Annotated in this window: 22 protein-coding genes; 13 read left to right on the top strand and 9 right to left on the bottom strand. The window is 63.5% G+C overall.

Going from position 1 to position 24,354, the window contains the following annotated elements:
- Positions 1 to 416 precede the first annotated feature (416 nt).
- Positions 417 to 2,594 (top strand): malate synthase G, encoded by a 2,178-nt coding sequence (locus tag BMW74_RS09910; protein WP_093417791.1) that lies wholly within the window; start codon positions 417 to 419, stop codon positions 2,592 to 2,594.
- A gap of 79 nt (positions 2,595 to 2,673) precedes the next feature.
- Here BMW74_RS09910 and BMW74_RS09915 read toward each other — a convergent pair whose 3' ends face one another.
- Complete coding sequence (locus BMW74_RS09915; protein ID WP_093417795.1) at positions 2,674 to 3,120, bottom strand: response regulator; 447 nt, start codon at positions 3,118 to 3,120, stop codon at positions 2,674 to 2,676.
- Positions 3,121 to 3,366: 246 nt separating this feature from the next.
- On the opposite strand from BMW74_RS09915, the gene BMW74_RS09920 reads away from it, so the two are divergent.
- From BMW74_RS09920 to BMW74_RS09955, 8 genes are all read left to right on the top strand, one after another.
- The gene (locus tag BMW74_RS09920) at positions 3,367 to 5,307 is read left to right on the top strand and encodes a putative nucleotidyltransferase substrate binding domain-containing protein (protein ID WP_093417798.1); all 1,941 of its coding nucleotides are present in this window, start codon (positions 3,367 to 3,369) and stop codon (positions 5,305 to 5,307) included.
- Positions 5,304 to 6,014, top strand: coding sequence for a 3'-5' exonuclease (locus tag BMW74_RS09925; RefSeq protein ID WP_093417801.1), 711 nt, complete (start codon positions 5,304 to 5,306; stop codon positions 6,012 to 6,014). The genes BMW74_RS09920 and BMW74_RS09925 overlap by 4 nt, the downstream gene beginning before the upstream one ends.
- Before the next feature lie 225 nt (positions 6,015 to 6,239).
- Positions 6,240 to 6,758 carry an RNA polymerase sigma factor gene (locus tag BMW74_RS09930; protein WP_093417804.1) on the top strand — a complete coding sequence of 173 codons (519 nt, stop codon included), beginning with the start codon at positions 6,240 to 6,242 and terminating at the stop codon, positions 6,756 to 6,758.
- Entirely contained in the window at positions 6,755 to 7,735 is a 981-nt protein-coding gene (locus tag BMW74_RS09935; protein ID WP_093417807.1) for a FecR domain-containing protein, read from the top strand. Before BMW74_RS09930 ends, BMW74_RS09935 begins: the two co-directional genes overlap by 4 nt.
- A 223-nt stretch (positions 7,736 to 7,958) precedes the next feature.
- Entirely contained in the window at positions 7,959 to 10,367 is a 2,409-nt protein-coding gene (locus BMW74_RS09940) for a TonB-dependent siderophore receptor (protein ID WP_093417810.1), read from the top strand.
- 70 nt (positions 10,368 to 10,437) lie between these two features.
- A complete protein-coding gene (locus BMW74_RS09945; protein ID WP_093417813.1) occupies positions 10,438 to 11,541 on the top strand; it encodes a PepSY-associated TM helix domain-containing protein in 1,104 nt (367 codons plus the stop codon).
- Positions 11,538 to 11,717 (top strand): hypothetical protein, encoded by a 180-nt coding sequence (locus BMW74_RS09950; RefSeq protein WP_093417816.1) that lies wholly within the window; start codon positions 11,538 to 11,540, stop codon positions 11,715 to 11,717. The genes BMW74_RS09945 and BMW74_RS09950 overlap by 4 nt, the downstream gene beginning before the upstream one ends.
- A 199-nt stretch (positions 11,718 to 11,916) precedes the next feature.
- Positions 11,917 to 12,546, top strand: coding sequence for a glutathione S-transferase (locus BMW74_RS09955; RefSeq protein ID WP_093417819.1), 630 nt, complete (start codon positions 11,917 to 11,919; stop codon positions 12,544 to 12,546).
- A gap of 229 nt (positions 12,547 to 12,775) precedes the next feature.
- Here BMW74_RS09955 and creD read toward each other — a convergent pair whose 3' ends face one another.
- The 4 genes from creD to BMW74_RS09975 all read right to left on the bottom strand — a co-directional run bounded on the left by creD (position 12,776) and on the right by BMW74_RS09975 (position 17,000).
- Positions 12,776 to 14,128, bottom strand: a complete 1,353-nt coding sequence (gene creD, locus BMW74_RS09960; RefSeq protein WP_093417822.1) for a cell envelope integrity protein CreD — start codon at positions 14,126 to 14,128, stop codon at positions 12,776 to 12,778.
- Between the two features lie 115 nt (positions 14,129 to 14,243).
- Positions 14,244 to 15,662, bottom strand: a complete 1,419-nt coding sequence (creC, locus tag BMW74_RS09965; RefSeq protein ID WP_093417825.1) for a two-component system sensor histidine kinase CreC — start codon at positions 15,660 to 15,662, stop codon at positions 14,244 to 14,246.
- Entirely contained in the window at positions 15,662 to 16,342 is a 681-nt protein-coding gene (gene creB, locus BMW74_RS09970) for a two-component system response regulator CreB (protein WP_093417830.1), read from the bottom strand. The genes creC and creB overlap by 1 nt, the downstream gene beginning before the upstream one ends.
- A gap of 154 nt (positions 16,343 to 16,496) precedes the next feature.
- Entirely contained in the window at positions 16,497 to 17,000 is a 504-nt protein-coding gene (locus BMW74_RS09975; RefSeq protein ID WP_093417835.1) for a retropepsin-like aspartic peptidase RloA2, read from the bottom strand.
- Positions 17,001 to 17,517: 517 nt separating this feature from the next.
- On the opposite strand from BMW74_RS09975, the gene BMW74_RS09980 reads away from it, so the two are divergent.
- A complete protein-coding gene (locus tag BMW74_RS09980; protein ID WP_093417839.1) occupies positions 17,518 to 18,405 on the top strand; it encodes an acyltransferase in 888 nt (295 codons plus the stop codon).
- Between the two features lie 7 nt (positions 18,406 to 18,412).
- Here BMW74_RS09980 and BMW74_RS09985 read toward each other — a convergent pair whose 3' ends face one another.
- Complete coding sequence (locus BMW74_RS09985; protein ID WP_093417841.1) at positions 18,413 to 18,943, bottom strand: DUF2780 domain-containing protein; 531 nt, start codon at positions 18,941 to 18,943, stop codon at positions 18,413 to 18,415.
- 220 nt (positions 18,944 to 19,163) lie between these two features.
- Between BMW74_RS09985 and BMW74_RS09990 the strand changes: the two genes are divergently transcribed.
- The 3 genes from BMW74_RS09990 to BMW74_RS10000 are packed head-to-tail and all read left to right on the top strand — an operon-like array spanning position 19,164 to position 21,116.
- Positions 19,164 to 19,757: a fasciclin domain-containing protein gene (locus BMW74_RS09990; protein ID WP_093417844.1), complete on the top strand. Its 594-nt coding sequence runs from the start codon at positions 19,164 to 19,166 to the stop codon at positions 19,755 to 19,757.
- 55 nt (positions 19,758 to 19,812) lie between these two features.
- Complete coding sequence (locus BMW74_RS09995; RefSeq protein ID WP_093417848.1) at positions 19,813 to 20,445, top strand: RNA polymerase sigma factor; 633 nt, start codon at positions 19,813 to 19,815, stop codon at positions 20,443 to 20,445.
- Positions 20,442 to 21,116 (top strand): anti-sigma factor, encoded by a 675-nt coding sequence (locus BMW74_RS10000; RefSeq protein ID WP_093417853.1) that lies wholly within the window; start codon positions 20,442 to 20,444, stop codon positions 21,114 to 21,116. The genes BMW74_RS09995 and BMW74_RS10000 overlap by 4 nt, the downstream gene beginning before the upstream one ends.
- 86 nt (positions 21,117 to 21,202) lie before the next feature.
- On the opposite strand, the gene fdhA is transcribed toward BMW74_RS10000, so the two are convergent.
- From fdhA to BMW74_RS10015, 3 genes are all read right to left on the bottom strand, one after another.
- Positions 21,203 to 22,402 (bottom strand): formaldehyde dehydrogenase, glutathione-independent, encoded by a 1,200-nt coding sequence (gene fdhA, locus BMW74_RS10005; RefSeq protein ID WP_093417857.1) that lies wholly within the window; start codon positions 22,400 to 22,402, stop codon positions 21,203 to 21,205.
- A gap of 178 nt (positions 22,403 to 22,580) precedes the next feature.
- Positions 22,581 to 23,438: a formyltetrahydrofolate deformylase gene (purU, locus tag BMW74_RS10010; protein WP_093417861.1), complete on the bottom strand. Its 858-nt coding sequence runs from the start codon at positions 23,436 to 23,438 to the stop codon at positions 22,581 to 22,583.
- Positions 23,439 to 23,596: 158 nt separating this feature from the next.
- Positions 23,597 to 24,229 carry a sarcosine oxidase subunit gamma gene (locus BMW74_RS10015; RefSeq protein ID WP_093417864.1) on the bottom strand — a complete coding sequence of 211 codons (633 nt, stop codon included), beginning with the start codon at positions 24,227 to 24,229 and terminating at the stop codon, positions 23,597 to 23,599.
- Positions 24,230 to 24,354 lie beyond the last annotated feature (125 nt).

Here is a 24,354-nt window from a genome sequence, read left to right on the forward strand (position 1 = left end):
AGCGAGCCTGCTCGCGAATGGCAGCACCACCGCTCGAGCAAAACCACAAATTGTGTACAAGCTCCAAGATTTATATGGAACAACCCATTGGTTTTTTGAGAACATCCAGGCCCGCAATATGACCGCAATGCGTCATGAGGTCGCAGAGCGACGCAATTAGTCTGATGTTCACAACCGCAACTCATCATGTAGTATGCCGCCGCGCGCACTACATAAATGTGAATCGATGTCTGCCCAGGCGCCATCGCAACCTCTCAAAGCCCCGTCAGCAAGGCTCTTGTCCGTTGATTGGAACAACCCAGGCGCCCGTGATGGCATGTACTGGCCGAGAGGTTTGTGGTTTAAATGGCCAGAGGTTTCATTGTCATAAATACAAGAGCTGAAAAGCGATTTAGCTGAGCAGAGTGAGGCAAGCAATGACTGAACACGTTCAAGTCGGTGGCCTGCAGGTCGCCAAAGTCCTGTTCGACTTCGTGAACAACGAAGCCATTCCCGGTACCGGCCTCACCGCCGATAAGTTCTGGGCCGGTGCCGACAAGGTCATTCACGACCTGGCTCCGAAGAACCAAGCCCTACTCGCCAAACGCGATGACTTCCAGGCCCGTATCGACGCCTGGCACCAATCGCGTCAAGGTTCGGCGCATGACGCCGTGGCCTACAAAGCCTTCCTGCAAGACATCGGTTATCTGCTGCCAGAAGCGGCCGATTTCCAGGCGACGACGCAAAACGTCGACGACGAAATCGCCCGCATGGCCGGTCCCCAGTTGGTGGTGCCGGTGATGAATGCCCGCTTCGCCCTCAACGCTTCGAACGCCCGCTGGGGTTCGCTGTACGACGCGCTCTATGGCACGGATGCCATCAGCGAAGCCGATGGCGCGGAAAAAGGCAAAGGCTACAACAAGGTGCGCGGCGACAAGGTCATCGCCTTCGCCCGCGCCTTCCTCGACGAAGCCGCGCCACTGGCCGCGGGCTCCCACGTCGACGCCACCAGCTACAAAATCGTCGGCGGCAAGCTGGTCGTCGCGCTCAAGGGCGGCAGCAACAGTGGCCTGCGCAACGATGCGCAACTGATCGGCTTCAACGGTGATGCCACAGCCCCCACCGCGGTGCTGCTCAAGCACAACGGCCTGCACTTCGAGATCCAGGTCGACGCCAGCACCCCAGTCGGCCAGACCGACGCGGCCGGTGTCAAAGACGTGTTGATGGAAGCCGCGCTGACCACCATCATGGACTGCGAAGACTCGGTTGCCGCCGTCGATGCCGACGACAAAGTGGTGATCTACCGCAACTGGCTGGGCCTGATGAAGGGCGACCTGAGCGAAGAAGTGTCCAAGGGCGGCAAAAGCTTCACCCGCACCATGAACGCCGACCGCACCTACACCGCCCCCGACGGCAGTGACGTGAGCCTGCACGGTCGCTCGCTGTTGTTCGTGCGCAACGTGGGCCACTTGATGACCATCGACGCGATCCTCGACAAGGACGGCAACGAAGTCCCCGAAGGCATCCTCGACGGCCTGATCACCAACCTGGCGGCGATCCACAGCCTCAACGGCAACACCACCCGCAAGAACAGCCGCACCGGCTCGGTCTACATCGTCAAGCCGAAGATGCACGGCCCCGAAGAAGCCGCGTTCACCAACGAGCTGTTCGGGCGCATCGAAGAGGTCCTTGAGTTGCCGCGCAACACCCTCAAGGTCGGCATCATGGACGAGGAGCGCCGCACCACAGTCAACCTCAAGGCCTGCATCAAGGCCGCGAGCGAGCGCGTGGTGTTCATCAACACCGGCTTCCTCGACCGGACCGGCGATGAAATCCACACCTCGATGGAAGCCGGCGCCATGGTGCGCAAGGCTGACATGAAGGCCGAGAAGTGGATCGGCGCCTACGAGAACTGGAACGTCGATATTGGCCTGTGCACTGGCCTGCAAGGACGTGCCCAGATCGGCAAGGGCATGTGGGCCATGCCTGACTTGATGGCCGCCATGCTGGAGCAGAAAATCGCCCACCCGCTGGCCGGTGCCAACACCGCCTGGGTGCCGTCGCCGACCGCCGCCGCCCTGCACGCGCTGCATTACCACAAGGTCGACGTGTTCGCCCGCCAGGCCGAATTGGCCAAGCGCCCTCGCGCTTCGGTGGACGACATCCTGACCATTCCACTGGCGGTCAACCCGCAGTGGAGCGCCGAGCAGATCAAGAACGAACTGGACAACAACGCCCAGGGCATTCTGGGCTACGTGGTGCGCTGGATCGACCAGGGCGTGGGTTGCTCGAAAGTGCCGGACATCAACGACATCGGCCTGATGGAAGACCGTGCGACGCTGCGTATCTCCAGCCAGCACATCGCCAACTGGCTGCGCCACGGTATCGTCACCGAGGCGCAAGTGATGGAAAGCCTCAAGCGCATGGCGCCGGTGGTCGACCGCCAGAACGCCAACGACCCGCTGTACCGTCCGTTGGCTCCCCACTTCGACAGCAACATCGCCTTCCAGGCGGCGGTCGAGTTGGTGGTCGAAGGCACGAAGCAGCCGAACGGCTACACCGAGCCGGTCCTGCACCGTCGTCGTCGCGAGTTCAAGGCCGCCAACGGCCTGTAACCGAGCGCTGGCGCCGGACATGAAAAAGCCCTGATCGAAAGATCAGGGCTTTTTCGTTTCAAGGCCCGGCGAGTGCGATTCAGTCGTCCATGCCCAACTCATGCTTGACCAGCGCCAGTAACTTCTGGGTATCGATGGGCTTGAGCAGGAAGTCCACCACGCTCAAGTGCATGGCCTCAATCGCGTCCTTCACCCCGGCATCACCGGTAACAATGATGATCGGCAGCGCCGCCCAGACCGATTCGCGCACCTGGCGAACCAGCTCCAGCCCATCGACATGGCCCATGCGCAGATCGGTGATCACCAAGCCGATCGAGGGTTTGCTCGCCAACAGCTTGAGTGCACTTTCGCCACTGGCCGCCGTCATACAACGCACACCCCCCAGCGCCAGCACCTCTGACAGCAACTCCCGGGCATCCTTGTCATCATCGACGATCAGCACCCGCTGAGGTGGTAGATCTGGTGCCTGCATGATGGTGCTCAATGCTTCACGTTCGGCATCGCTCAAAATATCGTGGTCGGACATAGGTCTCTCTACAGGTCAGATCAATTCCCTACCTACGTCAGACATCACTAGGCAGCGCGTAAATGTGCACTTCGTCGGATAGTTTTCCAAGGGGGCGAACTATCGGCGTTATGGACGCGTCGCGTAGGGCATCTCCTAAATTTGATTGCAGCGCTACTCACTAGACTTACGTCCAATGGGCACCCCGCGCGTGGGGGCCGACCATGGTCAACACTCCTACAACAACAAAATGAAAAGTCTGCGGTCATGGTTATGAGTAAAACGGATGCCTTCACCCAGGCAGGAAAAACCGCGGTGTTGCAGAACATCCAGGGCACCTTGCAGTTCCTGCAACGGTTCCCGCCGTTCAACCAGATGGAACACGCTCACCTGGCGTACCTCGTCGAGCAATGCCAACTGCGCTTCTACGGCCCGGGCGACAGCATCATCAAGCCCGCTGACGGTCCGGTCGAACACTTCTACATCGTCAAGCAGGGCCGGGTGGTGGGCGAACGCCCGCACACGGCCAAGGGCGGCACCGAAACCACCTTCGAAATCACCACCGGCGAGTGCTTTCCCCTCGCCGCGCTGCTGGGCGAGCGGGCGACCCGCACCGAGCACAAGGCCGGGGAAGACACCTTTTGCCTGCAACTGCACAAGCTGGCTTTCATCAAGCTGTTCGCGCTGTCCAGCACCTTCCGCGACTTTGCCCTGCGCGGCGTCAGCAGCCTGCTGGATCAGGTCAACCAGCAGGTCCAGCAAAAAGCCGTGGAAACCCTCGGCACCCAGTACTCGCTCAACACCCGCCTGGGCGAACTGGCCATGCGTCACCCGGTGATGTGCCCTCCCGCCACCGCGCTGCGCGAGGCCGTGAGCCTGATGCACGAGCAACAGGTCGGCAGCATTGTGGTGGTCGATGAGCAGCAGGCGCCGCTGGGGATCTTCACCCTGCGTGACTTGCGCCAGGTGGTGGCCAACGGCAACAGCGACTTCACCCAGCGCATCGAACAGCACATGACCCCGGCGCCGTTTGCCCTGACGCCGGACCACAGCGCCTTCGATGCCGCCATTGCCATGACCGAACGGCACATCGCCCACGTCTGCCTGGTCAAGGACCGACGCCTGTGCGGCGTGGTGTCCGAACGCGATCTGTTCTCCCTGCAGCGGGTCGACCTGGTGCACCTGGCACGCACCATCCGCAGCGCGCCACGCCTGGACAACCTGGTGGCGCTGCGCGGGGAGATCGGCCAACTGGTCGAACGCATGCTCGCCCACGGTGCGTCCTCGACCCAGATCACCCACATCATCACCCTGCTCAACGACCACACCGTGTGCCGGGTGATCGAGCTGACGCTGGCCGACAAGGGCGACCCCGGCATCCCGTTCAGTTGGCTGTGTTTCGGCAGCGAAGGCCGCCGCGAACAAACCCTGCACACCGACCAGGACAACGGCATCCTCTTCGATGCCCGCGACGCCGCGCATGCCGCCGAGATTCGCGGCCAGCTACTGCCCATCGCCCAGCAGATCAACCAGAGCCTGGCGCTGTGCGGCTTTACCCTGTGCAAGGGCAACATCATGGCCGGCAACCCCGAGCTGTGTTTGTCGCGGGCCGAATGGGCACGCCGCTTTGCCGCGTTCATTCGCGAAGCCACTCCGCAGAACCTGCTGGGCTCGAGCATCTACTTCGACCTGCGCGTGGTGTGGGGCGATGAAACAAGCGCTGAGCAACTGCGCCGAGGAATCCTCGAGCAAGTGGCCGACAACCGGCTGTTCCAGCGCATGCTGGCCGAGAACGCGTTGCGCCAGCGTCCACCCGTGGGGCGCTTCCGCGACTTCGTGCTGGCCAGGAAGAACGGCGAAAAGGCCACCCTCGACCTCAAGGTCCAGGGCCTCACCCCGTTTGTCGACGGCGCGCGTTTGCTCGCGCTGGCCAACGGCATCGACAGCAACAACACCCTGGAACGCTTCCGTCAACTGGTGGCCAAACAGGTCATCGACCCGCTGGATGGTGCCGCCTATGAAGAGGCCTACCACTTCATCCAGCAAACTCGCATGCAGCAACATCAACGGCAAACCCGCGAGAACCTGCCCTATTCCAACCGGGTCGACCCCGACAGCCTGAACCACCTGGACCGGCGCATCCTGCGGGAATCGTTGCGCCAGGCCCAGCGCCTGCAAAGCAGCCTGAGCCTGCGGTATCAGCTATGACGTGGTTTGCCTGGCTGCGCCCGGCCGCCCGCCCGTCCCTGTCCAGCGAGCAGCAACAGCGCCTGGACCAACTGGGCGCCGCGCCAGCGCTGGGCGAATCCAGCCTGCGCGAGCAACGCTGGGTGGTCCTCGACCTGGAAACCACCGGGCTGAACCTCAATAAGGACCAGGTGCTGTCCATCGGCGCGGTGGTCATCGAAGACGGCGCCATCGACTTCAGCCAGCAGTTCGAACGCACCCTGCACCGCCGCGAACACACCTTGGCGCCTAGCGTGTTGCTCCACGGCCTGGGCCCCAGCGCCATTGCCGCTGGCACTGACCCGCGGGACGCCCTGCTCGACTTCATGGCCTTCGTCGGGGACAGCCCGATCCTCGCGTTCCACGCGCCGTTCGACCAACACATGCTGATGAAGGCCCTGAAAGACAGCCTGGGCTACCGCCTGCAGCATCCATTCCTCGACGTGGCCGACATGGCGCCGCTGCTGTGCCCGCAGGCCAACATCCGCGAGGCCGGGCTGGATGACTGGATCGACTGCTTCAAGCTGCACATGGGCGAGCGCCACAACGCCAGCGCCGACGCCATGGCCACCGCCGAGCTGGCGTTGATCCTGTTCCATCGCGCCCGGGCGCAGCAGATCCACAGCCCACGGGACCTGCAACAGCGGTTGAGCCAGTGGAAGCGGCGGCAGCAGGTGCATTCGTTCTAAAACACCACAAAACACTGTGGGAGCGGGCTTGCCCGCGAAAGCGTCGGCACCGCCAGCGCTGATATTGAAGGTGATGGCCACTTCGCGAGCAAGCCCGCTCCCACAGTGGTTGCTGGTGCTTGGAAGAAAGTCCCCACCCGACCAACGCCAATTGCGCAGACTCCCGGCCTCTGACACAATCGCGAATAATTCTCGTTAGTTTAAACATCTGGTCGGTGAAACCCCTTGTCGTCAGTCCAAAGCCCGCACACTGAGTTGGTGGGCGCGTTGTATCGCGACCATCGCGGTTGGCTATTGGCCTGGCTGCGGCGCAATATCGCCTGCCCCTCCAAGGCCGAAGACCTGAGCCAGGACACGTTCCTGCGCCTGCTGGGCCGTGACGAACTGAAGGCGCCCCGCGAGCCGCGCGCATTCCTGGCGGCCATCGCCAAGGGCCTGCTGTTCGACCATTTCCGCCGCGCCGCGTTGGAGCAGGCCTACCTCAGTGAACTGATGCTGATCCCCGAAGCCGAACAGCCGTCGGTGGAGGAACAGCAACTGATCCTCGAAGACCTCAAGGCCATCGACCGCCTGCTCGGCAAGCTGTCGAGCAAGGCCCGCGCCGCCTTCCTCTATAACCGCCTCGATGGCCTGGGCCACGCCGAAATCGCCGAGCGCCTGGGCGTCTCCGTGCCCCGCGTGCGCCAGTACCTGGCCCAAGGCATCCGCCAGTGCTACGTGGCGCTGTACGGCGAGCCGGTATGAACCCGGCCAGCAGCAAGCCCGTCTCGGCGCGGGTGCTGGATGCCGCCATCGCCTGGCAACTGTCCCTCGACTCGGGCAGCGACAGTTCGCTGGCGCGCGAGGAGTTCGCCCAGTGGCACGCCGCCGACGAAGAACACGCTCGGGCCTGGCGCCAGTTGGGCATGCTCGATGCGCGCTTCAGCATCGCCACCGGCCCCGCCCGCGTGGCCCTGCTGCAATCGCGCGAAGGCCTGCGCCGGCGCGTGCGCCAGCTCGGCAGCGGCCTGGCCAGCGTGATGCTGGTGATCGGCCTGGCGCTGTTCACCGGCGAGCGCTACCTGCCTGTCGATTACTGGCTCGCCGACCACCGCACCGCAACCGGCGAGCAGCGGACCCTGCGCCTGGCCGATGGCACGCTGATCAACCTCAACACCCACAGCGCGCTGGATGTGCGCTTTGACGAGACACAACGGCGGATCGTCCTCCAGGAAGGCGAGATCCTCATCGAAACCGGGCACAACGACGCTCGTCCGTTCATCGTCGAAACCCGTGACGGCCAGATGCGTGCCCTGGGCACCCGCTTCGTGGTCCGGCGCGAAGACCACGGCACGCGGCTCAGCGTCCTCCAGTCCGCGGTCGCCGCCCGGCCGCAGACGCGCCCCGACGAGCAGGTCCTGCACGAAGGCCAGCAAGTGTTGATGCGCCGCGATGGCCTCGGCCCGCTGCTGGCGACCAACGCCGCCACCGATGCCTGGACCCGCGGCATGCTGGTGGTGGACAACGCCCGCCTGGAAGACCTGATCCACGAACTCGGGCGCTACCGCCCGGGGCACCTGGGCGTCGACCCCGGCATCGCCGACCTGCGCATCACCGGCAGCTTCCCGCTGCACAACACCGACCTGGCCCTGACCGCCCTGCTGCCAACCTTGCCGGTGCAGATCGAGAAGCACACGCCGTGGTGGGTCAATGTGGTGGCCAAGGCCGATCCCCAACCGTAAAACCACCGGTATCCCCGTGGGAGCGAGCCTGCTCGCGAAAAAGGTGTGTCAGTCGCCATTGATGCTGCCTGATAGACCGATTTCGCGAGCAGGCTCGCTCCCACAAGGGTTCTGCGGCCTTCATCGCTTGTGAATCGAAATTATTTTCATCCAGCCCTATCACTTTTCAACTCTCATTCGGCACATAGGCAATTGAGAAATATTTCCATTCAGGAGACGCCATATGTCCCGTTCGCTAGACACCTTGTTGCGCCCCCGCCTGTTGGCTCTCGCCATTGCCTTCGGCCTGCCGCTGACCAGCACCGCGCTGATAGCCGCCGAACAGACGTCCAGCGTGCGCGCCTACGATCTGCCGGCCGCGCCGTTGGCCAGCACCCTGAACCAGATCGCCAGCCAGGCCGGCCTCGCCATGAGCCTCGACCCGGCGCTGGCAGCCGGTAAGACCTCGGCCCCGGTCAAGGGCCAGTTCGACGCCCCCGGCGCCCTGCGCCAAGCCTTGCAAGGCACCGGCCTGCAACTGGAACAAAGCAGCGCCGGCACCTACAGCCTGGTGGGCACCCCCGATGGCGTGATGGCCCTGCCGGAAACCAACGTGATCGGCGTCGAGAACAGCGAAAGCGCCTGGGGCCCGGTGGATGGCTACGTCGCCACCCGCACCGCGTCGGGCACCAAGACCGACACCGCCATCGTCGAAGCCCCGCGCTCGATGTCGGTGATCACCCGTGCGCAGATGGAAGACCGCGGTGTGCAGAACCTCGACGACGCCGTGCGCTACATGCCCGGCGTGATCGCCAGCAGCTACGGCAGCGACTCACGCGCCGACTGGCTGCGGGTGCGCGGTTTCGAACCGAGCCAATTCCTCGACGGCTTGCCGTTGCCCAAGGGTTCCTACGCCAACCCGAAAGTCGAAACCTGGGACCTGGAGCGCATCACCCTGCTGCGTGGCCCGGCCTCATCGGTGTACGGCCAGACGCCGCCCGGCGGCATGCTCGACATGGTCAGCCGCCGCCCGGAGGCCTTCGCCAGCCACGAAGTGCGCGCCGAGGCCGGCAGCAACAACCGTCGGCAGATCAGCTTCGACAGCACCGGCAAGATCGACGACGAAGGCCAGTTCCTGTACCGCATCGACGGCGTGGTCCGCGATGGTGGCACCCCCATCGACCATGTCGACGACAAGCGCTACAACATCGCCCCCAGCCTGACGTGGAACATCGGCGACGACACTCACCTGACCTTCCTCTCGCAGTTCACCCGCGACGATACCGGGGTCAGTGGCCAGTTCCTGCCGTTGCAGGGCACCAAGCTGCCTTCGCCCAATGGTGATATTTCCCACCACAAGAACCTCGGCGAGCCGGACCAGGACTACTACGACCGCACCTATTACGCCCTGGGCTACGCCTTCGACCATCGCCTCAACGATGTCTGGCAGTTCAAGCAGAACCTGCGCTACACCAAGAGCGAACTGGCCTTCCACACCACCTATGCCAGCTACGGCGACAGCGCCGTCAGCCCCGACGGCATGCTGGCGCGGATCTACGACAAGGTCGACGAAGACATCTCGCAACTGGCCGTGGACAACAACTTCCAGGCCGACTTCCAGACCGGCGCCCTGAGCCACACCCTGTTGCTGGGTCTGGATCACCAGCGCAGCGACACGCGTTACCACTGGATCGAAGGCTCGGCGTCGAGCATCAACCCCAACCACCCGATCTACAACCAGCCGCGCCCTAACGAATCGTTCATGACCTTCTACGACTACAACCAGAAGACCAACCAGACCGGCCTCTACGTCCAGGACCAGATCGCCCTGGATCAATGGCGCCTGACCCTCGGCGGGCGTGAGGACTGGATTCACACCGGCACCACCTTCTTCAACAACAAGGACGCCACCAACACCCAGCGCGACAAGGCCTTCAGCGGCAACGCCGGCCTGAGCTACGTGTTCGATTCGGGCATCACCCCGTACATTTCCTACACCGAGTCGTTCCAACCGAGCGCCGGCGCCAACGCCAGTGCCACCGAGTCGCTCAAGCCCACCGAGGGCAAGCAGACCGAAGTCGGCGTGAAGTACCAGCCGCCGGGCAGCAAGACCCTGCTGACCGCTGCCGTCTTCGACCTGAAGCAGGAAAACGTCTCCGTCAGCCAGAACAACATCACCCGCCAGATCGGCAAGTTGCAAGTGCGCGGCCTTGAGCTGGAAGCGACCTCCGAGGTCACCGACAACCTCAAGCTGGTGGGTTCCTACACCTACACCGACACCGAAATCCTCAACGGCGACGACAAGGGCAACCGGATGAAACTGGTGCCACGCAACCAGGCCTCGTTGTGGTCCGACTACACCTGGCGCGCCGGCCTGCTCGACGGCTTTGGCGTCGGCGCGGGCGTGCGCTATGTCGGCGACACCTACGGCAACACCAGCAACACCGCCAATGGTCACGTCGGTTCCTACACCGTGTACGACGCCGCCGTGCACTACGACCTCAGCCGCGTGAACCCGGCACTCAAGGGCGTCTCGGTGGAAGTGACCGCCAAGAACCTCTTCGACAAGGACTACCTGTCGACCTGCGACGGCGCCTGGTGCTACTACGGTGACGAGCGCAACGTCGTGGCAGCGGTGAACTACAAGTGGTAAACGACTGACCCCCGTCGGTTCGAAACAAGGGTCACGGTAGAGCCGTGGCCCTTTTGCATTTGGATGATCCATGAAAAGTAAAACCATCCGCCGCTGGTCCTTCGTCCACACCTGGACCAGCCTGATCTGCACCGTGTTCCTGCTGATGCTGGCGCTGACCGGCCTGCCGCTGATCTTTCATCACGAAATCGATCACCTGCTGGGCGACGCGCCGCAACTGGCGCAGTTGCCGGCCGACACCCCGCAACTGGACCTGCAGCAACTGGTGGCCAAGGCCCAGGCCCATCGCCCCGACGAGGTCATGCAGTACCTGGCCTGGGACGAAGAGGACGCCAATGGCGTGATCGCGATCATGGCCAGGACCGCCGGCACCGAGCCCAACTCGTCCTACACCTTCATGCTCGACGCCCGCACCGGCGACGCCCTGCCAGTGCCCTCGGCCAATGGCGGCTTGATGATGTTCATCCTGCGCCTGCACGTCGACCTGTTCGCCGGCCTGCCGGGCAAACTGCTGTTGGCGTTCATGGGCCTGCTGTTCGTGGTGGCGATTGTCTCCGGCGCGGTGCTGTACCTGCCGTTCATGCGCCGGTTGAAGTTCGCCACCGTGCGCCAGGACAAATCCACCCGCCTGCGCTGGCTCGACCTGCACAACCTGATCGGCATCGTCACCCTGACCTGGGCCTTGGTGGTGGGGGTGACCGGCGTCATCAGCGCCTGCGCCGACCTGATCATCGCCGCCTGGCGCAGCGAAAGCCTGAGCGCGATGGTCGAACCCTATCGCGGCGCGCCACCGCTGATCCACCTGGCCCCGGCCAGCCGCCTGATCGACATCGCCCAGCACGCGGCGCCCGGCATGCAACCGGACTTCATCGCCTTCCCCGGCACCCGCTTCTCCAGCGAGCACCATTACGCGGTGTTCATGAAAGGCAGCACCCACCTCACCTCGCACCTGCTGACCCCGGTGCTGATCGACGCCAGCACCCTGCAGGTCACGGCCATCGGCGAACGGCCGTGGTACATGGACGCCATGGGCATGTCGACGCCGCTGCACTTCGGCGACTACGGCGGTATGCCGATGAAAATCCTCTGGGCGGTGCTGGACGTGCTGACCATCATCGTCCTGGCCAGCGGCGTTTACCTGTGGATCGTGCGGCGCAAGGCGGCCAAGCCATGAGGCCCCGTCAGTCGAGCTTCTGGAAAGTCTTCGCCACCCCCACCGTCATCGCCCTGCTGAGTGCGGCGGGGTTGTTCGCGGCGTTGCTGGGGGATGGGCTCTGGGATGGCCTGAGCTGGATTGGCCTGGGTGTGCCGGCGGTGCTCGGGGTGTGGGGGTTGGTCAAGCGGGGTTGAGGGCCTCGTTGTCTGGGCGGACGCGTTCGCGGGCAAGCCTCGCTCAGATGATCGTATTGTTCCTGGAGGAACTCGGTCACCACAAGGAGCGAGGCTGCCCGCGAAGGCAATCTCATGACCTCACCCTACCCCTCGCCAGCCACGGTGAAACTGATCTAGGCTAAGCCCCTGCTCTTTCGCCGACTGCCGAGGAATGCCCATGTCCACGCCCAGCATGACCCTGTTCCACAACCCGGCCTCGCCCTTCGTCCGTAAAGTACGGGTGCTGTTGCACGAAACCGGGCAGCAGGACCGCGTCGCCCTGCAACTGAGCCAGCTCAGCCCCATCCACCCCGACACCGCGTTGAACCAGGACAACCCGCTGGGCAAGATCCCCGCCCTGCGCCTGGCCGATGGCAACGTGCTGTACGACAGCCGAGTGATCCTCGACTACCTCGACCAGCAACACGTCGGCAACCCGCTGATCCCCGCCGAAGGTTCGGCCCGCTGGCGACGCCTGACCCTGGCGGCACTGGCCGACGGGATCATGGACGCCGCGGTGATGATCCGCTACGAACTCGCCTTGCGCGCCCCGGAGAAACACTGGGAGCAGTGGCTCGACGCCCAGCGCGACAAAATCCGCCGCGCCCTCGCGGTGCTGGAAGCGGACGCCATTGCCGAGCTGACCTGCCACTTCGACATCGCCGCCATCAGCGTCGCCTGCGCCCTCGGTTACCTGGACCTGCGCCACCCCGACCTCAACTGGCGCGAGGCCCAGCCGCAACTGGCCGCCTGGTACGCCGAGGTCAGCCAGCGCCCGTCGATGCTGGCGACCGTGCCGAAGGTCTGACACCGCCCCCACTCTGTGGGAGCGAGCCTGCTCGCGATGACGTCCTGTCAGTCAACGCTGAAGGTGTCTGACTCAGCGCTTTCGCGAGCAGGCTCGCTCCCACAGGGGACCTCCGGGGTTTTGCACGCGCCTACCCGCTACAGCCTCGCCCCGGTCCAGGGCAAACAACCCGGCGATCTGCCGCGCCAGCCGTTGCCCCTGACACCGATCCTCGCGCAACCCCAGCGACCTACTCACCGGCCACCGCCACCGTGCCCCGGCCAATCCCATACCAGTCCAACTTGCGGGTCAGCACCATGAACACGCCCAGCAGGCCGAACAGCAGCACGGAACCCATCAACAACGCATAGTCCTCGGCGCTCAACAGCCCGTAGAGCAAGCCATACAACGCCGCCAGCCCAGCCGAGAAACTCAGCCCGTGCAGGGCACTGTGCAACACGTGACCCACATAAAAACCGACCAACAGCACACAGGCACTGGCCGATATCAGGTACGCCAGGGCAAAGCCGATGTGCTCGGACAGCGACAACAGCAGCAGGTAGAAGAACGCCAGCGCCACCCCGACCAGGGCGTATTGCACCGGGTGCACCGCCAGGCCCTTGAGCACCTCGAAGAGGAAGAAACCGGCGAAGGTCAGCACGATAAACAACAGCGCATACTTGATCGCCCGATCGCTCTTGAGGTACTGGTCCACCGGCTCGATGAAGCTCACACCGAAACTGCGACTCTTGAACTCCTCGCAGCTCGAACGCTCCAGGCAACTGCCCAGGGCTTCTTCCAGGTTGGTGGAGAAAAATGACGTCTGCCAGTGCGCGGTGAACCCACTCGCGCTGACCTCGCGCTGCGCCGGCAGGTAGTTACCGATAAAGCTGGGGTGCGGCCAATTGGCCGCCAGGCTCACCTTGCTGGCCTTGCCCACCGGGGTGATCGTCAGTTGACCGGTGCCCTGCAAGCGCAGGTCGAAACCGAAGTCCACCTCAGAGGCCTTCAGCGCATTCAACGCCGGCAGCACCACGTGCACCCCCTCACCCAGCCACTCCTCTTGCGTACCGGGCTCGAAGTCCAGGCGCTGGCCATTGAGTTCCAGTTGCAGGGCGTTTTCGATGCCTCGAATATCACTGATACCCACCGCCAGGTAAGGCGCATCGAACGTGTAATCGGCAAAGTCCTCCTTGATGCCCAAGTGCTCGGGAACCGAGAACCCGCCGCTGATGCGGCTGTCGGCATGGAACAAACGCGCCTGGTAAATACCCCGCGTCCGCAACTCGGTTTGCGCTTTGCCGTCCAACTCGAAACGGTCGGGCAGGAAGTACAACTTGCCCCGCTCCTGGGACGTCACCTGATACCGCGCGTTGGTCTTTTCATTGAGCTTCCAGCTCCGCACCACCTTGCGGTACGGCACCACCATCAGCGGGCCGGTCACTTGCTGGCTGTAGCTGGAACTGCGGGCAATGTCCTCAAGGACACCGTCACGCAACTGCTGACGGTCGAAAATCATGCTGCCAATCATCAGCAACGGAATCATCAACAACACAATCAAGAGGGCAATCGCCCCTAGTTTTATCGCCAAGCTTCGGTTCATGGGTCTCTCCCTGTTCGAATGAGAGAGAGTCTGGGGCCGGCCTGTGGAGGGTTTATGGGGACAGCATGGAGAGTGTGTGAAGAATGGAGTTTTTCGCGAGCCCGCTCGCGAAGCACTAAGGCAAGCACACCTTCGCTTCAACGCCGCCCGGTACATTGCCGACCACCAGCGAGCCACCGTGCAACTTCACCACCTCTTCGACGAAGTTGAGCCCCAGCCCCGTGCTCTTGCGCCCGCTGTCAGGCCGCGGCAGGGAATAAAAACGCTCACTCAAGCGCCCCAAGGCATAGTCGGGAATCGGCTCACCCTGATTGAACAACCGGCACTCAACCAGCGTCCCCACACGCCCAGCACTAAAGCGCAACACACCGTGGGACGGGGTGAAATCCAGCGCATTCTCCAACAGATTGCCCAACGCCTGACGCAGCAGGAACGGCTCACCCGTCAGCTTCAGATCGGCATCGATGGATTTTTCGACCCGTAACTGCTTTCGCTCAATGCGCGCCTGTTGCGCATCAAGCAACTCATCCACCAACGCCGCCAATGGCACCGCCACCCGCGCCTCCAGGCCCTGGCGCTGCTCGACCTGGGCCAGGGTCAGCAGGCGCTCGATCAACTGCTGCATCCGCGCACTTTCAGCGTCGATATTGCTGACAAAACGCTGGCGCTGACCCTGTGGCATCTCATCCTGGAGCAACTCGGCGGCACCACGGATCGCCGCCAGCGGGCTCTTCAACTCGTGGGTCAGGGTGTGCACATAACGCTCGACGTAAGCCTTGCCTTCCAACTGCGTGCGCATGTGCTCCACCGCCGTGGCCAGTTGGGCCAGCTCGCCGCCGCGATAGTGCGGCAACTCGGCACGGCGGCCCTCGCTGACCGCCTGGGCGTAGGCGGTCAGCCGCCCCAGCGCACGACTGAGCCACCACGACAACAGCGCGCCGAGCAACAAGCCCAGGCCAATGAAACCGGCGCCGAACCACAGCAGCCGGCGCTCGATCCGATCGACATACGGTTGCAACGAGCTATTGGGCTTGGCCACGGTCACCACACCGATGATCGTGCCGTTGTCACGAATCGGCGCACCGACGTGCATCACCGATGAACTGGCGTCGGCGAGGTCACTGCGGGTCGAGCGCGCCCCGTACTCACCGCGCAAGGTCAGGTAGACGTCATTCCAGCGCGAGTAATCCTGGCCCACCGCCGTATCGCTGGAGTCCAGCACCACGATGCCTTCGGCGTCGGTGACATAGATGCGGTGGTTGACCTGATTCTTCGGCAAGCCCCAGATCGTCGCCTGCGGTTGCCGCTCGCCATAGGCCTTGAGCAACTGCGGCCAGTGATTTTGATTGAGGGTGCCGGCCTTGAAGTCATCGCGCAGGATCTCGGCCAGCAGGTTGGCGGTGTCCACCAGGGTTTCTTCGGTGGACTGGCGCACACCGGGGCGGATCTCTTTCATCACCGTGCTCAGCACGAAGTAACCGGTCAGGCCGATAAACAGCGCATACACCAGGAAGATCCGCAGCCCCAGGCGCATCAGCTATGCCCTGGGCTGTAGCTGTAACCCAGGCCACGGTGGGTCTGGATCGGCTCGGCATTCGCCGCCACCAGCCGCATCTTGGCGCGCACGCTCTTGATGTGGCTGTCGATACTGCGCTCATAACCGGCGTCGCACGCCACGCCCAGGGCATCGAGCAACTGCTCGCGGCTGAACACCCGCTCGGGCTGCTCCAACAGGCAATGCAGCAAGCGGAACTCATGACGGGTCAGGCTCAGGGCGTGGCCACGGTAGGTGATCAGCACCCGTTCATTGTCGACCACGAACAGCGCGCTGGTGGCCTGGATCCCCGGCCGGGGTGCCATGCGCTTGAGAATGGTGCGCACGCGCGCGACCACTTCGCGCGGGCTGAACGGCTTGACCACGTAATCGTCGGCGCCGATCTCCAGGCCCACTACCCGGTCGATCTCCCCGTCGCGGGCGCTGAGAAAGATCACCGGCACCTCGCTGAAACGGCGCAACGCCTTGCAGGCCTCAAAGCCACTGATGTCCGGCAGACCAATGTCCAGGATGATCAGGTCAGCCGGCGTTGCGCGCTGATACTCAAGCGCGGCTTCGCCCAGGCTCACCCAGGTCGTGGTGAAGCCATCGCCTTGCAAGGCAAAGATCAACGTATCGGCAATCGCCGCTTCGTCTTCGACAATCAGAATATGAGGCATCAGCAGAGTCTGGCAGTTAAGTGCGCAAACGGTGCACCAGGGCGTAATCACCGTCAATCTGACGTCAACGAATCAGAGGCGTTTTCTGTAGTCCCCAAGCACACCGCCCCGTAGGCAATGGATGAAACACACCGGAGCAGAGTGTTTCCACGTGTTAACAGTCCGGTTTGTCCGCCACAAAGCGCCGCGCCGGGTTCACCGCCGCGCCAAATTCACGCAGTGCCTTGGCACCGATCAGCAACGGATAGTTGAAGCTGCTGCGGTCGGTCAGGTTGACCTCCACCGTGCGCTTGATGCTACCCAGGCACAGCTCCAGATCAACCACCGGGCGCTTGGCGACTTCGGCCACGTCTTTCTCGTCGCCCTCGTCGGCCCGGCCCTTGATCTTGCTGATGCGCGAGACCTTGTGCTCATACACCTTGTCGCTCGCGTCCTTGGTGCCGAGGCGAAAGCGCACCCACTCCTCGCCATCGCGGGTGAACGTCTCGATGTCCTTGGCCGACAGCGACGCCGTCAGCGCCCCGGTGTCCATCTTGGCCTTGAGCACTTGCCCGCCGATTTCCGGCAGCTTGATGTATTCGTAACGGCCATACAGGGTCGGCTCGGCGGCCATGACCGGCAGGGCCAGGAGGGATAACAGCGCCAGGACGGATTTCACGTGGACAATTTCCTTGCTTGAGTAGGACAGCGGAATTTTAGACCGTTAGCCGGCAAATCGTTCGGTCTTCAGATAGCAATCGCGGGCAAGCCCACCCTGGTCCACGACGAACACACCTCCAGTGCCAAGCCCGGATCTGTAGGAGCGAGGCTTGCCCTAATGCCAGTCAGTTAAGCGAAACCCACGTGGGAGCGAGCCTGCTCGCGATAGCAGTAGGTCAGTCAACGGAGATGTTGGCTGTGTTGCCGTCTTCGCGAGCAGGCTCGCTCCCACAGGTTTGGCGCCTTAACTGACTGGCATTAAGGCTTGCCCGCGAACGCGGTAAGTCTGGCGACATCGATGTTGAATGGGCTGGCCTCTTCGCGGGCTTGCCCGCGATGAGGCCAGAACCTTCAACTCATAACCCCACAGGACAGCCACCCTACCGCGCCACAGGTGAAACATTCGTCACCGTCGATTTGGCCTTCACGCCGAAGCTGCTTATCATGGCCCGTCCACCTGCTTGCAAGAGTTCCTTATGCGCCGCCTGCTCACCGGCTGTTTCGTCACCCTGCTGCTGTTGCTCAACACCCTGGTCCTGATCGGGCCATTGATGGTATTCGCCCTGCTCAAGCTCCTGCTGCCGGGGCGCTATCGCGACGCTGCTAGCCGGGCCGTGATGTGGATCGCCGAGACCTGGGCCGAGATCGACAAACGGATCTTCGCCCTGTGCATCCCCACCCAGTGGGACATTCGTGGTGGCGAAGGCCTACGGCTCGACACCTCGTACCTGGTGGTCAGCAACCACCAATCCTGGGTTGATATCCCGGCCCTGATCCAGGCCCTCAACCGGCACACGCCATTCTTCAAATTCTTCCTCAAGCGCGAGCTGATCTGGGTGCCGTTCCTGGGCCTGGCCTGGTGGGCGCTCGACTACCCCTTCATGAAGCGCTACAGCAAGGCGTTCCTGGCCAAGCACCCGGAACGGGCGGGCCAGGACCTGGCAATCACCCGGCGCGCCTGCGAGCTGTTCAAGCGCCAGCCGGTGACCGTGGTCAACTACCTGGAAGGCACCCGTTTCACCCAGGCCAAGCGCCAACACCAGCAAGCGCCGTTCAAGTACCTGCTCAGGCCCAAGGCCGGTGGCGTGGCGTTTGTCCTGGCCGCACTGGGCGAACAGCTGGACGCCATGCTCGACGTCACCGTGGTGTATCCACAGGAGAAGATTCCGGGGTTCTGGGATTTGATCAGTGGTGCGGTGCCACGGGTGATCATCGACATCAAGACCCGCGAGCTGGACCCGGCCTTGTGGCAGGGCGACTACGAAAACGATCCGCTGTTTCGTCAATACGTCCAGAGCTGGGTCAACCAGCTCTGGACCGAGAAGGACTCACGCATCGACGCCTTGCGCGCCGGGCGTGATTGAAGGCGCGTTAAGCGCCCCAGATCCCGCCCAGGGACTTGAGCAGTGGACCGCCAACACCCTGCTCGCCCAAGTACTTGAGGATCACTGGGGCAAACTGGCCGACCATGCCGCTGTCCATGCCCAGGGCCCCGAAGGCGCTGTCCAGGTCGCCGGTGGTCTTGACGTTGCTGCCCAGCGAGTTCTGCAGGCCCGACAGTTTGTTCGACGAACCGAGCAAGGCGCCCAACCCTGACAGCTGGCTGCTGTCCGTCAACTTGTCGACCCCCGGCACGCTCTTGGTCAGCGCCGAGTAATCGGTGCCGCTCAGTTGGTTCTTCGCCAGACCCAGCATCGCACTGGCGCCGCCAATGGCTTGCTCCGGCTTCACGTTCAACTTGTTCAGGTCGCCCAGCAGGCCGATCGCTTGGGAATTGGCGGAGTTCCCACCCTGCATGCCGGACACCGCGCCGGCAACCTGGCTCAGGTCAAAACCGGCGAACACCGGGCTGGCTGCCAGGGTCATGAGCGAAGCCAAGGCAAAACCACGTGCAATTTTCATCGAAAAACTCCTGAGCTATAAAAACCACCCGCAACCGGGCGGTGAAAACCAGCCGTTTGACTGGCCATGTCCCTCATTGTTCCCGGCCAGGCTTCGGCACACCTGTGTGCGTGCCCCCGGCAACAAAACAATTGTACTGCGCTGCATCCAATCCTTGCCTGTCTGCGTATACCCCACACGGACAGATACTCCTGGCCGATTCCTCACAAGGACCCTCACCATGAAGCGCACTTCGATGAAAACCCCGTTGATCGCCACGCTGTTGAGTCTGGCAGTAACCTGCGGTTTTGCCCTGCACACGGTGCAAGCCGCCACGATGAGCCACGACGATGTGGTGGTCGGTGGCCAGGCCATGATGCCCAGCAAGGACATCATCGACAACGCCGTCAACTCGGCCGATCACACCACCCTGGTCGCTGCCGTCAAGGCCGCGGGTCTGGTCGATACCCTCAAGGGCAAAGGTCCGTTCACCGTCTTTGCCCCGGTCAACTCAGCGTTCGCCGCTCTGCCGGCCGGTACGGTCGACACCCTGCTCAAACCCGCCAACAAGGCAACCCTGACTCACATCCTGACCTACCACGTGGTGGCCGGGAAACTCGACATGATGACCCTGGCCGAGAAGATCAAGGCCGGCGGCGGCAAGGCCGAACTGACCACCGTCGCCGGGGGCAAGCTGTGGGTCATGATGAACGGCCCGCACAACATCGTGATCAAGGATGAAAAGGGCAACGTCGCCGACATCACCACCTATGACGTGTACCAATCCAACGGCGTGATCCAGGTCATCGACAAAGTGCTGATGCCAAAAGGCTGAAGGCCTGAACCGGCCCCGCGCACCGGGGCCGGTGTTTGCCAGAGGGCCTGTCACCGTGAATGGAACAACCGCCCAGCGTGAACTACCCTCAGCCTGCGTTCGGCACATTATCGTGCCGGGCACTGCCTGGAGCACGGTCATTTCCACCGCCGACACCGATCCCCTCAGACAGCTGCTGGCCCAGTGCGCCCTGGGCGAGCGTCGTGCATTCGAGACCTTGTACCGCAGCGTCGCACCACGCCTGCACGGTGTGGCTCTGCGCTTCATGGGACGCAAGGACCTGGCCGAAGACGTGCTGCAAGAGAGCTTCGTGCGCATCTGGAACAACGCCTCGCGTTACCAGCCGCACTTGTCGGCACCCATGACCTGGATGATCAACATTACGCGCAACCAGGCCATCGACCAGTTGCGCCGGCAGCGCGACCGGCCCCTGAGTGACCTGCAAGCGCAAGCCCTGGAGGACACCGCTCCCAGCGCCCACGAACAGATGAGCCGCGAGCGCGAGGCCAGTGCCCTCAACCGCTGCCTGGACAGTCTGGAGGATAGGCAGCGCCAATCGATCACCGTGGCCTACTTCCAGGGCCTGTCGTGCTCGGAACTGGCGCAGCACCTGGCCGCGCCCCTGGGCTCGGTCAAGTCGTGGATCCGTCGTGGCATGGAGCGCCTGCGCAGGTGCCTTGAACCATGAACTATCAAAACCGCCGCCTGCGCCGGGCACTTGCCGCCGACTATGCCATCGGCCTGATGTCCTCCGCCGCCCGCCGTCGCTTCGAGCAGCTACTGCTGGACGATGCCGACCTGCGCCAAGAGCTGGCCATGTGGCAGGAAAGCCTGGCCCGTCTCAATGAACCGCTGGTGGAGGTGCCCGTGCCCGATCGGGTGTGGACCGCCATCACGGCGCGCATCGAGCCGCAAGCACTGCACGTGCCCGCCAAGCGACCGTTCTGGAACTGGCTGCGCATCACCGCAGCCGCGTGCTCGTTGCTGGTGGCCCTGACCCTGGGCATCCTCTACCAGCGCGACAGCGCCCAGTACAGCGCCACCCTGCTGGCCGTCGACGCGCAACCGGCGCTGCGCATCAAGGCCCACGATAACTACCTGCAAGTCGAACCCCTGACCCTGGCCGCCGTCGACCCGGGGCGCAGCCTGGAACTGTGGGCGATCCCCGCCGACGGCAAGCCGGTGTCCCTGGGCGTGATCCCGGCCGGTGGCAAAGGTCGAGTCGCCTTGAGCCCGGCGCAACACGCCCTGCTGGGTCAACCGATTGCCCTGGCCGTCAGCCTCGAACCCGAAGGTGGCTCGCCCACCGGCCAGCCGACCGGGCCGGTGCTCTACCAAGGGGCGTTGGCGGGGCTCTAACTCACGACACGCTCCCACAGGGATTTCAGGGATTTGAAGCACAAAAAGGGCGACCTCAAGTCGCCCTTCTCTTTGCACTGCCTCGCTTACCCCGCACTGAACATCTTGTGCGGATCGATCACAAACTTCTTCGGCACGCCGGCATCGAACTCGCCGTAGCCACGTGGCGCGTCGTCCAGGCTGATGACCTCGACCCCGACGATGTCGGCAATGTGAATGCGGTCCCACATGATCGCCTGCATCAACTGGCGGTTGTACTTCATCACCGGGGTCTGGCCGGTGTGGAAGCTGTGGGACTTGGCCCAGCCCAGGCCAAAGCGGATGCTCAGGCTGCCCATCTTCGCGGCGGCGTCCACCGCGCCTGGGTCTTCGGTGACGTAGAGGCCGGGGATGCCGATCTTGCCGGCCACCCGTACCACGCCCATCAAGGAGTTGAGCACGGTGGCCGGGGCTTCGTGCTTGACCCCGGCGTGGCCGTGACCACGGGCTTCGAAGCCCACGGCGTCGACGGCGCAGTCGACTTCCGGCTCGCCCAGCAGCGCGGCAATCTGCTCATGCAGCGGGGTGTCCTGGGACAGGTCGGCGATCTCGAAGCCCTGGGCCTTGGCGTGGGCCAGGCGGACCGGATTGACGTCACCGATGATCACCACCGCCGCGCCCAGCAGGCGCGCCGAAGCGGCTGCAGCCAGGCCGACCGGGCCGGCGCCGGCGACATATACGGTGCTGCCCGGCCCGACGCCAGCGGTCACGGCGCCGTGGTAGCCGGTCGGCAGGATGTCGGAGAGGCAGGTCAGGTCGCGGATTTTCTCCATCGCCCGGTCACGGTCCGGCAGCTTGAGCAGGTTGAAGTCGGCGTACGGCACCATGGCGTACTCGGCCTGGCCACCGGTCCAGTCGCCCATGTCGACGTAACCGTAGGCGCCGCCGGGGCGGGCCGGGTTGACCGACAGGCAGACGCCGGTGTGCATCTCTTTACACGAGCGGCAGCGCCCGCACGCGACGTTGAACGGCACCGACACCAGGTCGCCGATCTTCAGGTTCTCGACGTCACTGCCCTTCTCGATCACTTCGCCGGTGATCTCGTGCCCCAGCACCAGGCCGGTCTGGGCCGTGGTGCGGCCGCGCACCATGTGTTGGTCGGAGCCACAGATGTTGGTCGACACCACGCGCAGGATTACCCCGTGCTCGATCTTCTTGCCGCGTGGGTCCTGCATTTTCGGATAGTCAATCTTTTGCACCTCGACCTTGCCCGCGCCCAGATACACCACACCACGATTGCCAGACATGCTTGTCACCTCGTTCGTTGTTGTTATGAAAGCGCGTTGCCCAGGCAGGCAGCGCGTTGATTGCTCCGATTGTTGCCTGTGTGTCCTGTGTTTTTTGTTCTGGCCTCTTCGCGAGCAGGCTCGCTCCCACAGCTCAATCGCGCTCCCCTGTGGGAGCGAGCCTGCTCGCGAAAGCGATCTAGAGCACAACGGTGCGATTGGCATTCAAGAACACCCGCCGCTCAATGTGATACCCCACCGCCCGCGCCAGGGTCTGGCCCTCGATGTCGCGGCCCTTGGCGATCAAGTCCTCGGGGTAGTGGCTGTGGTCCACCGCCTCCACGCCCTGGGCGATGATCGGGCCCTCGTCCAGGTCGTTGTTGATGTAGTGCGCCGTGGCGCCGACCAGTTTCACGCCCTTGTTGTAGGCCTGGTGATACGGCTTGGCCCCCTTGAAACCGGGCAGCAGCGAGTGATGGATATTGATCGCCTTGCCGTCCAGCTTGCGGCACAGCTCGGGCGACAGCACCTGCATGTAGCGCGCGAGGATCACCAGCTCGGCGCCGCAGTCTTCGATCACTTGCCACACCTGGCGCTCTTGCGCGGGCTTGTCGTTGGGGTCCAGCGGGAAATGGTAGTAGGGAATCTGGTGCCAGTCGGCCAGGGGTTTCAAATCCGGGTGGTTGGAGACCACGGCCGCCACGTCCATCGACAACTGGCCGATGCGCTGGCGATAGAGCAAGTCGTTGAGGCAATGATCGGCCTTGGAGACCATGATCACCACTTTGGGCCGGTAGTGCGGCGCGGTCAGCTCGAAGACCATGCCGAAGGCGGTGCCGCGCTCCTCCAGGCCGGCGCGAAAGGCCTGCTCGTCGAAGCCTTCGGGCTGGCGGAACTCCACCCGGATGAAGAAGCGGGCCGACAGCCGGTCGTCGAAGGAGTGGTGCTCGGTGACGTAGCAACCCTGCTCGAACAGGAACCGCGTCACCGCGTCCACGGTGCCGAGGACGCTGGGGCAGTCGGCGGTCAGAATCCATGTGTCTGGGGCGCGGCTCATTGCGGTGACTCCTTAAACATTCGTCGGCGAAGTGGTCTCTTGTGGGAGCGAGCCTGCTCGCGAAGAGGGTGCCTCAGCCGACATTGATGGCGCTTGATACATCGTCTTCGCGGGCAAGCCTCGCTCCTACAGTTTTGGGGGCGTTCGCGAAGGCGATCTCACGCCTGCACACTCAACCCATACTCACCCGCCGCATCCTGTAACCACAGCCACCAGTAATCGGAGAAGCTGCGGCGGATCAGCAGCTCCCAGGTGTCCTCGGCGGTGTGGCGAATCATCAGCTGGGACTTGGCGAACACCGTGCCCACCGCCTTGCCCACCGGGAAGTTGTTGGGGTGCACGTCGTAGCTGGTGGATTTCATCAGCACCTGGCGCACGTTCGGCCCGCTCAGTTCGAGCAGTTGCTGGCCGCCGCTGACGTTGATGATCGCAACGTGCAACTCGCCCAGGGCGGCTCGCAGCTTTTGCTCGCTCGCCAGCTCTTCGCCGCCGGGCACGATCAGCAGCCACTCGTCCGGCCCCATCCATTGCAGGCTGGTTTCACCCTTGACGATGACCCGCAAGGCACCCGGCAATTCAATACCCAGGGCCTTGTGCACGCCCTCGGCGAACGCCGCATCGTGGCCATCGCCACGGATCGTCAAATGGCCCAGGAGTTTCTTTTCGCGCACGGTGACACCGGCGTTCTTGCGGCCCTTGCCCACCAGGCTGGCGAGGTCGGCATGCTGCAGCGACGACTCGGCGCGAGCCCCGGTGGTGGGGCGTTGTGGGTATACGTTGGCTGTGGTCATGTGGAGCACCTGTTCTAAATTCTGATGTGCAATTAACCTCAATTTCAGTGGTGACCGAACCGCCGTCTTCGCGGGCAGGCCCGCTCCCACATGAATTGATGCCTGACTCAAATCCCCTTGGCGAC

Origin of the sequence: Pseudomonas sp. ok272 (assembly GCF_900109995.1) — a bacterium.
GTDB lineage: Bacteria > Pseudomonadota > Gammaproteobacteria > Pseudomonadales > Pseudomonadaceae > Aquipseudomonas.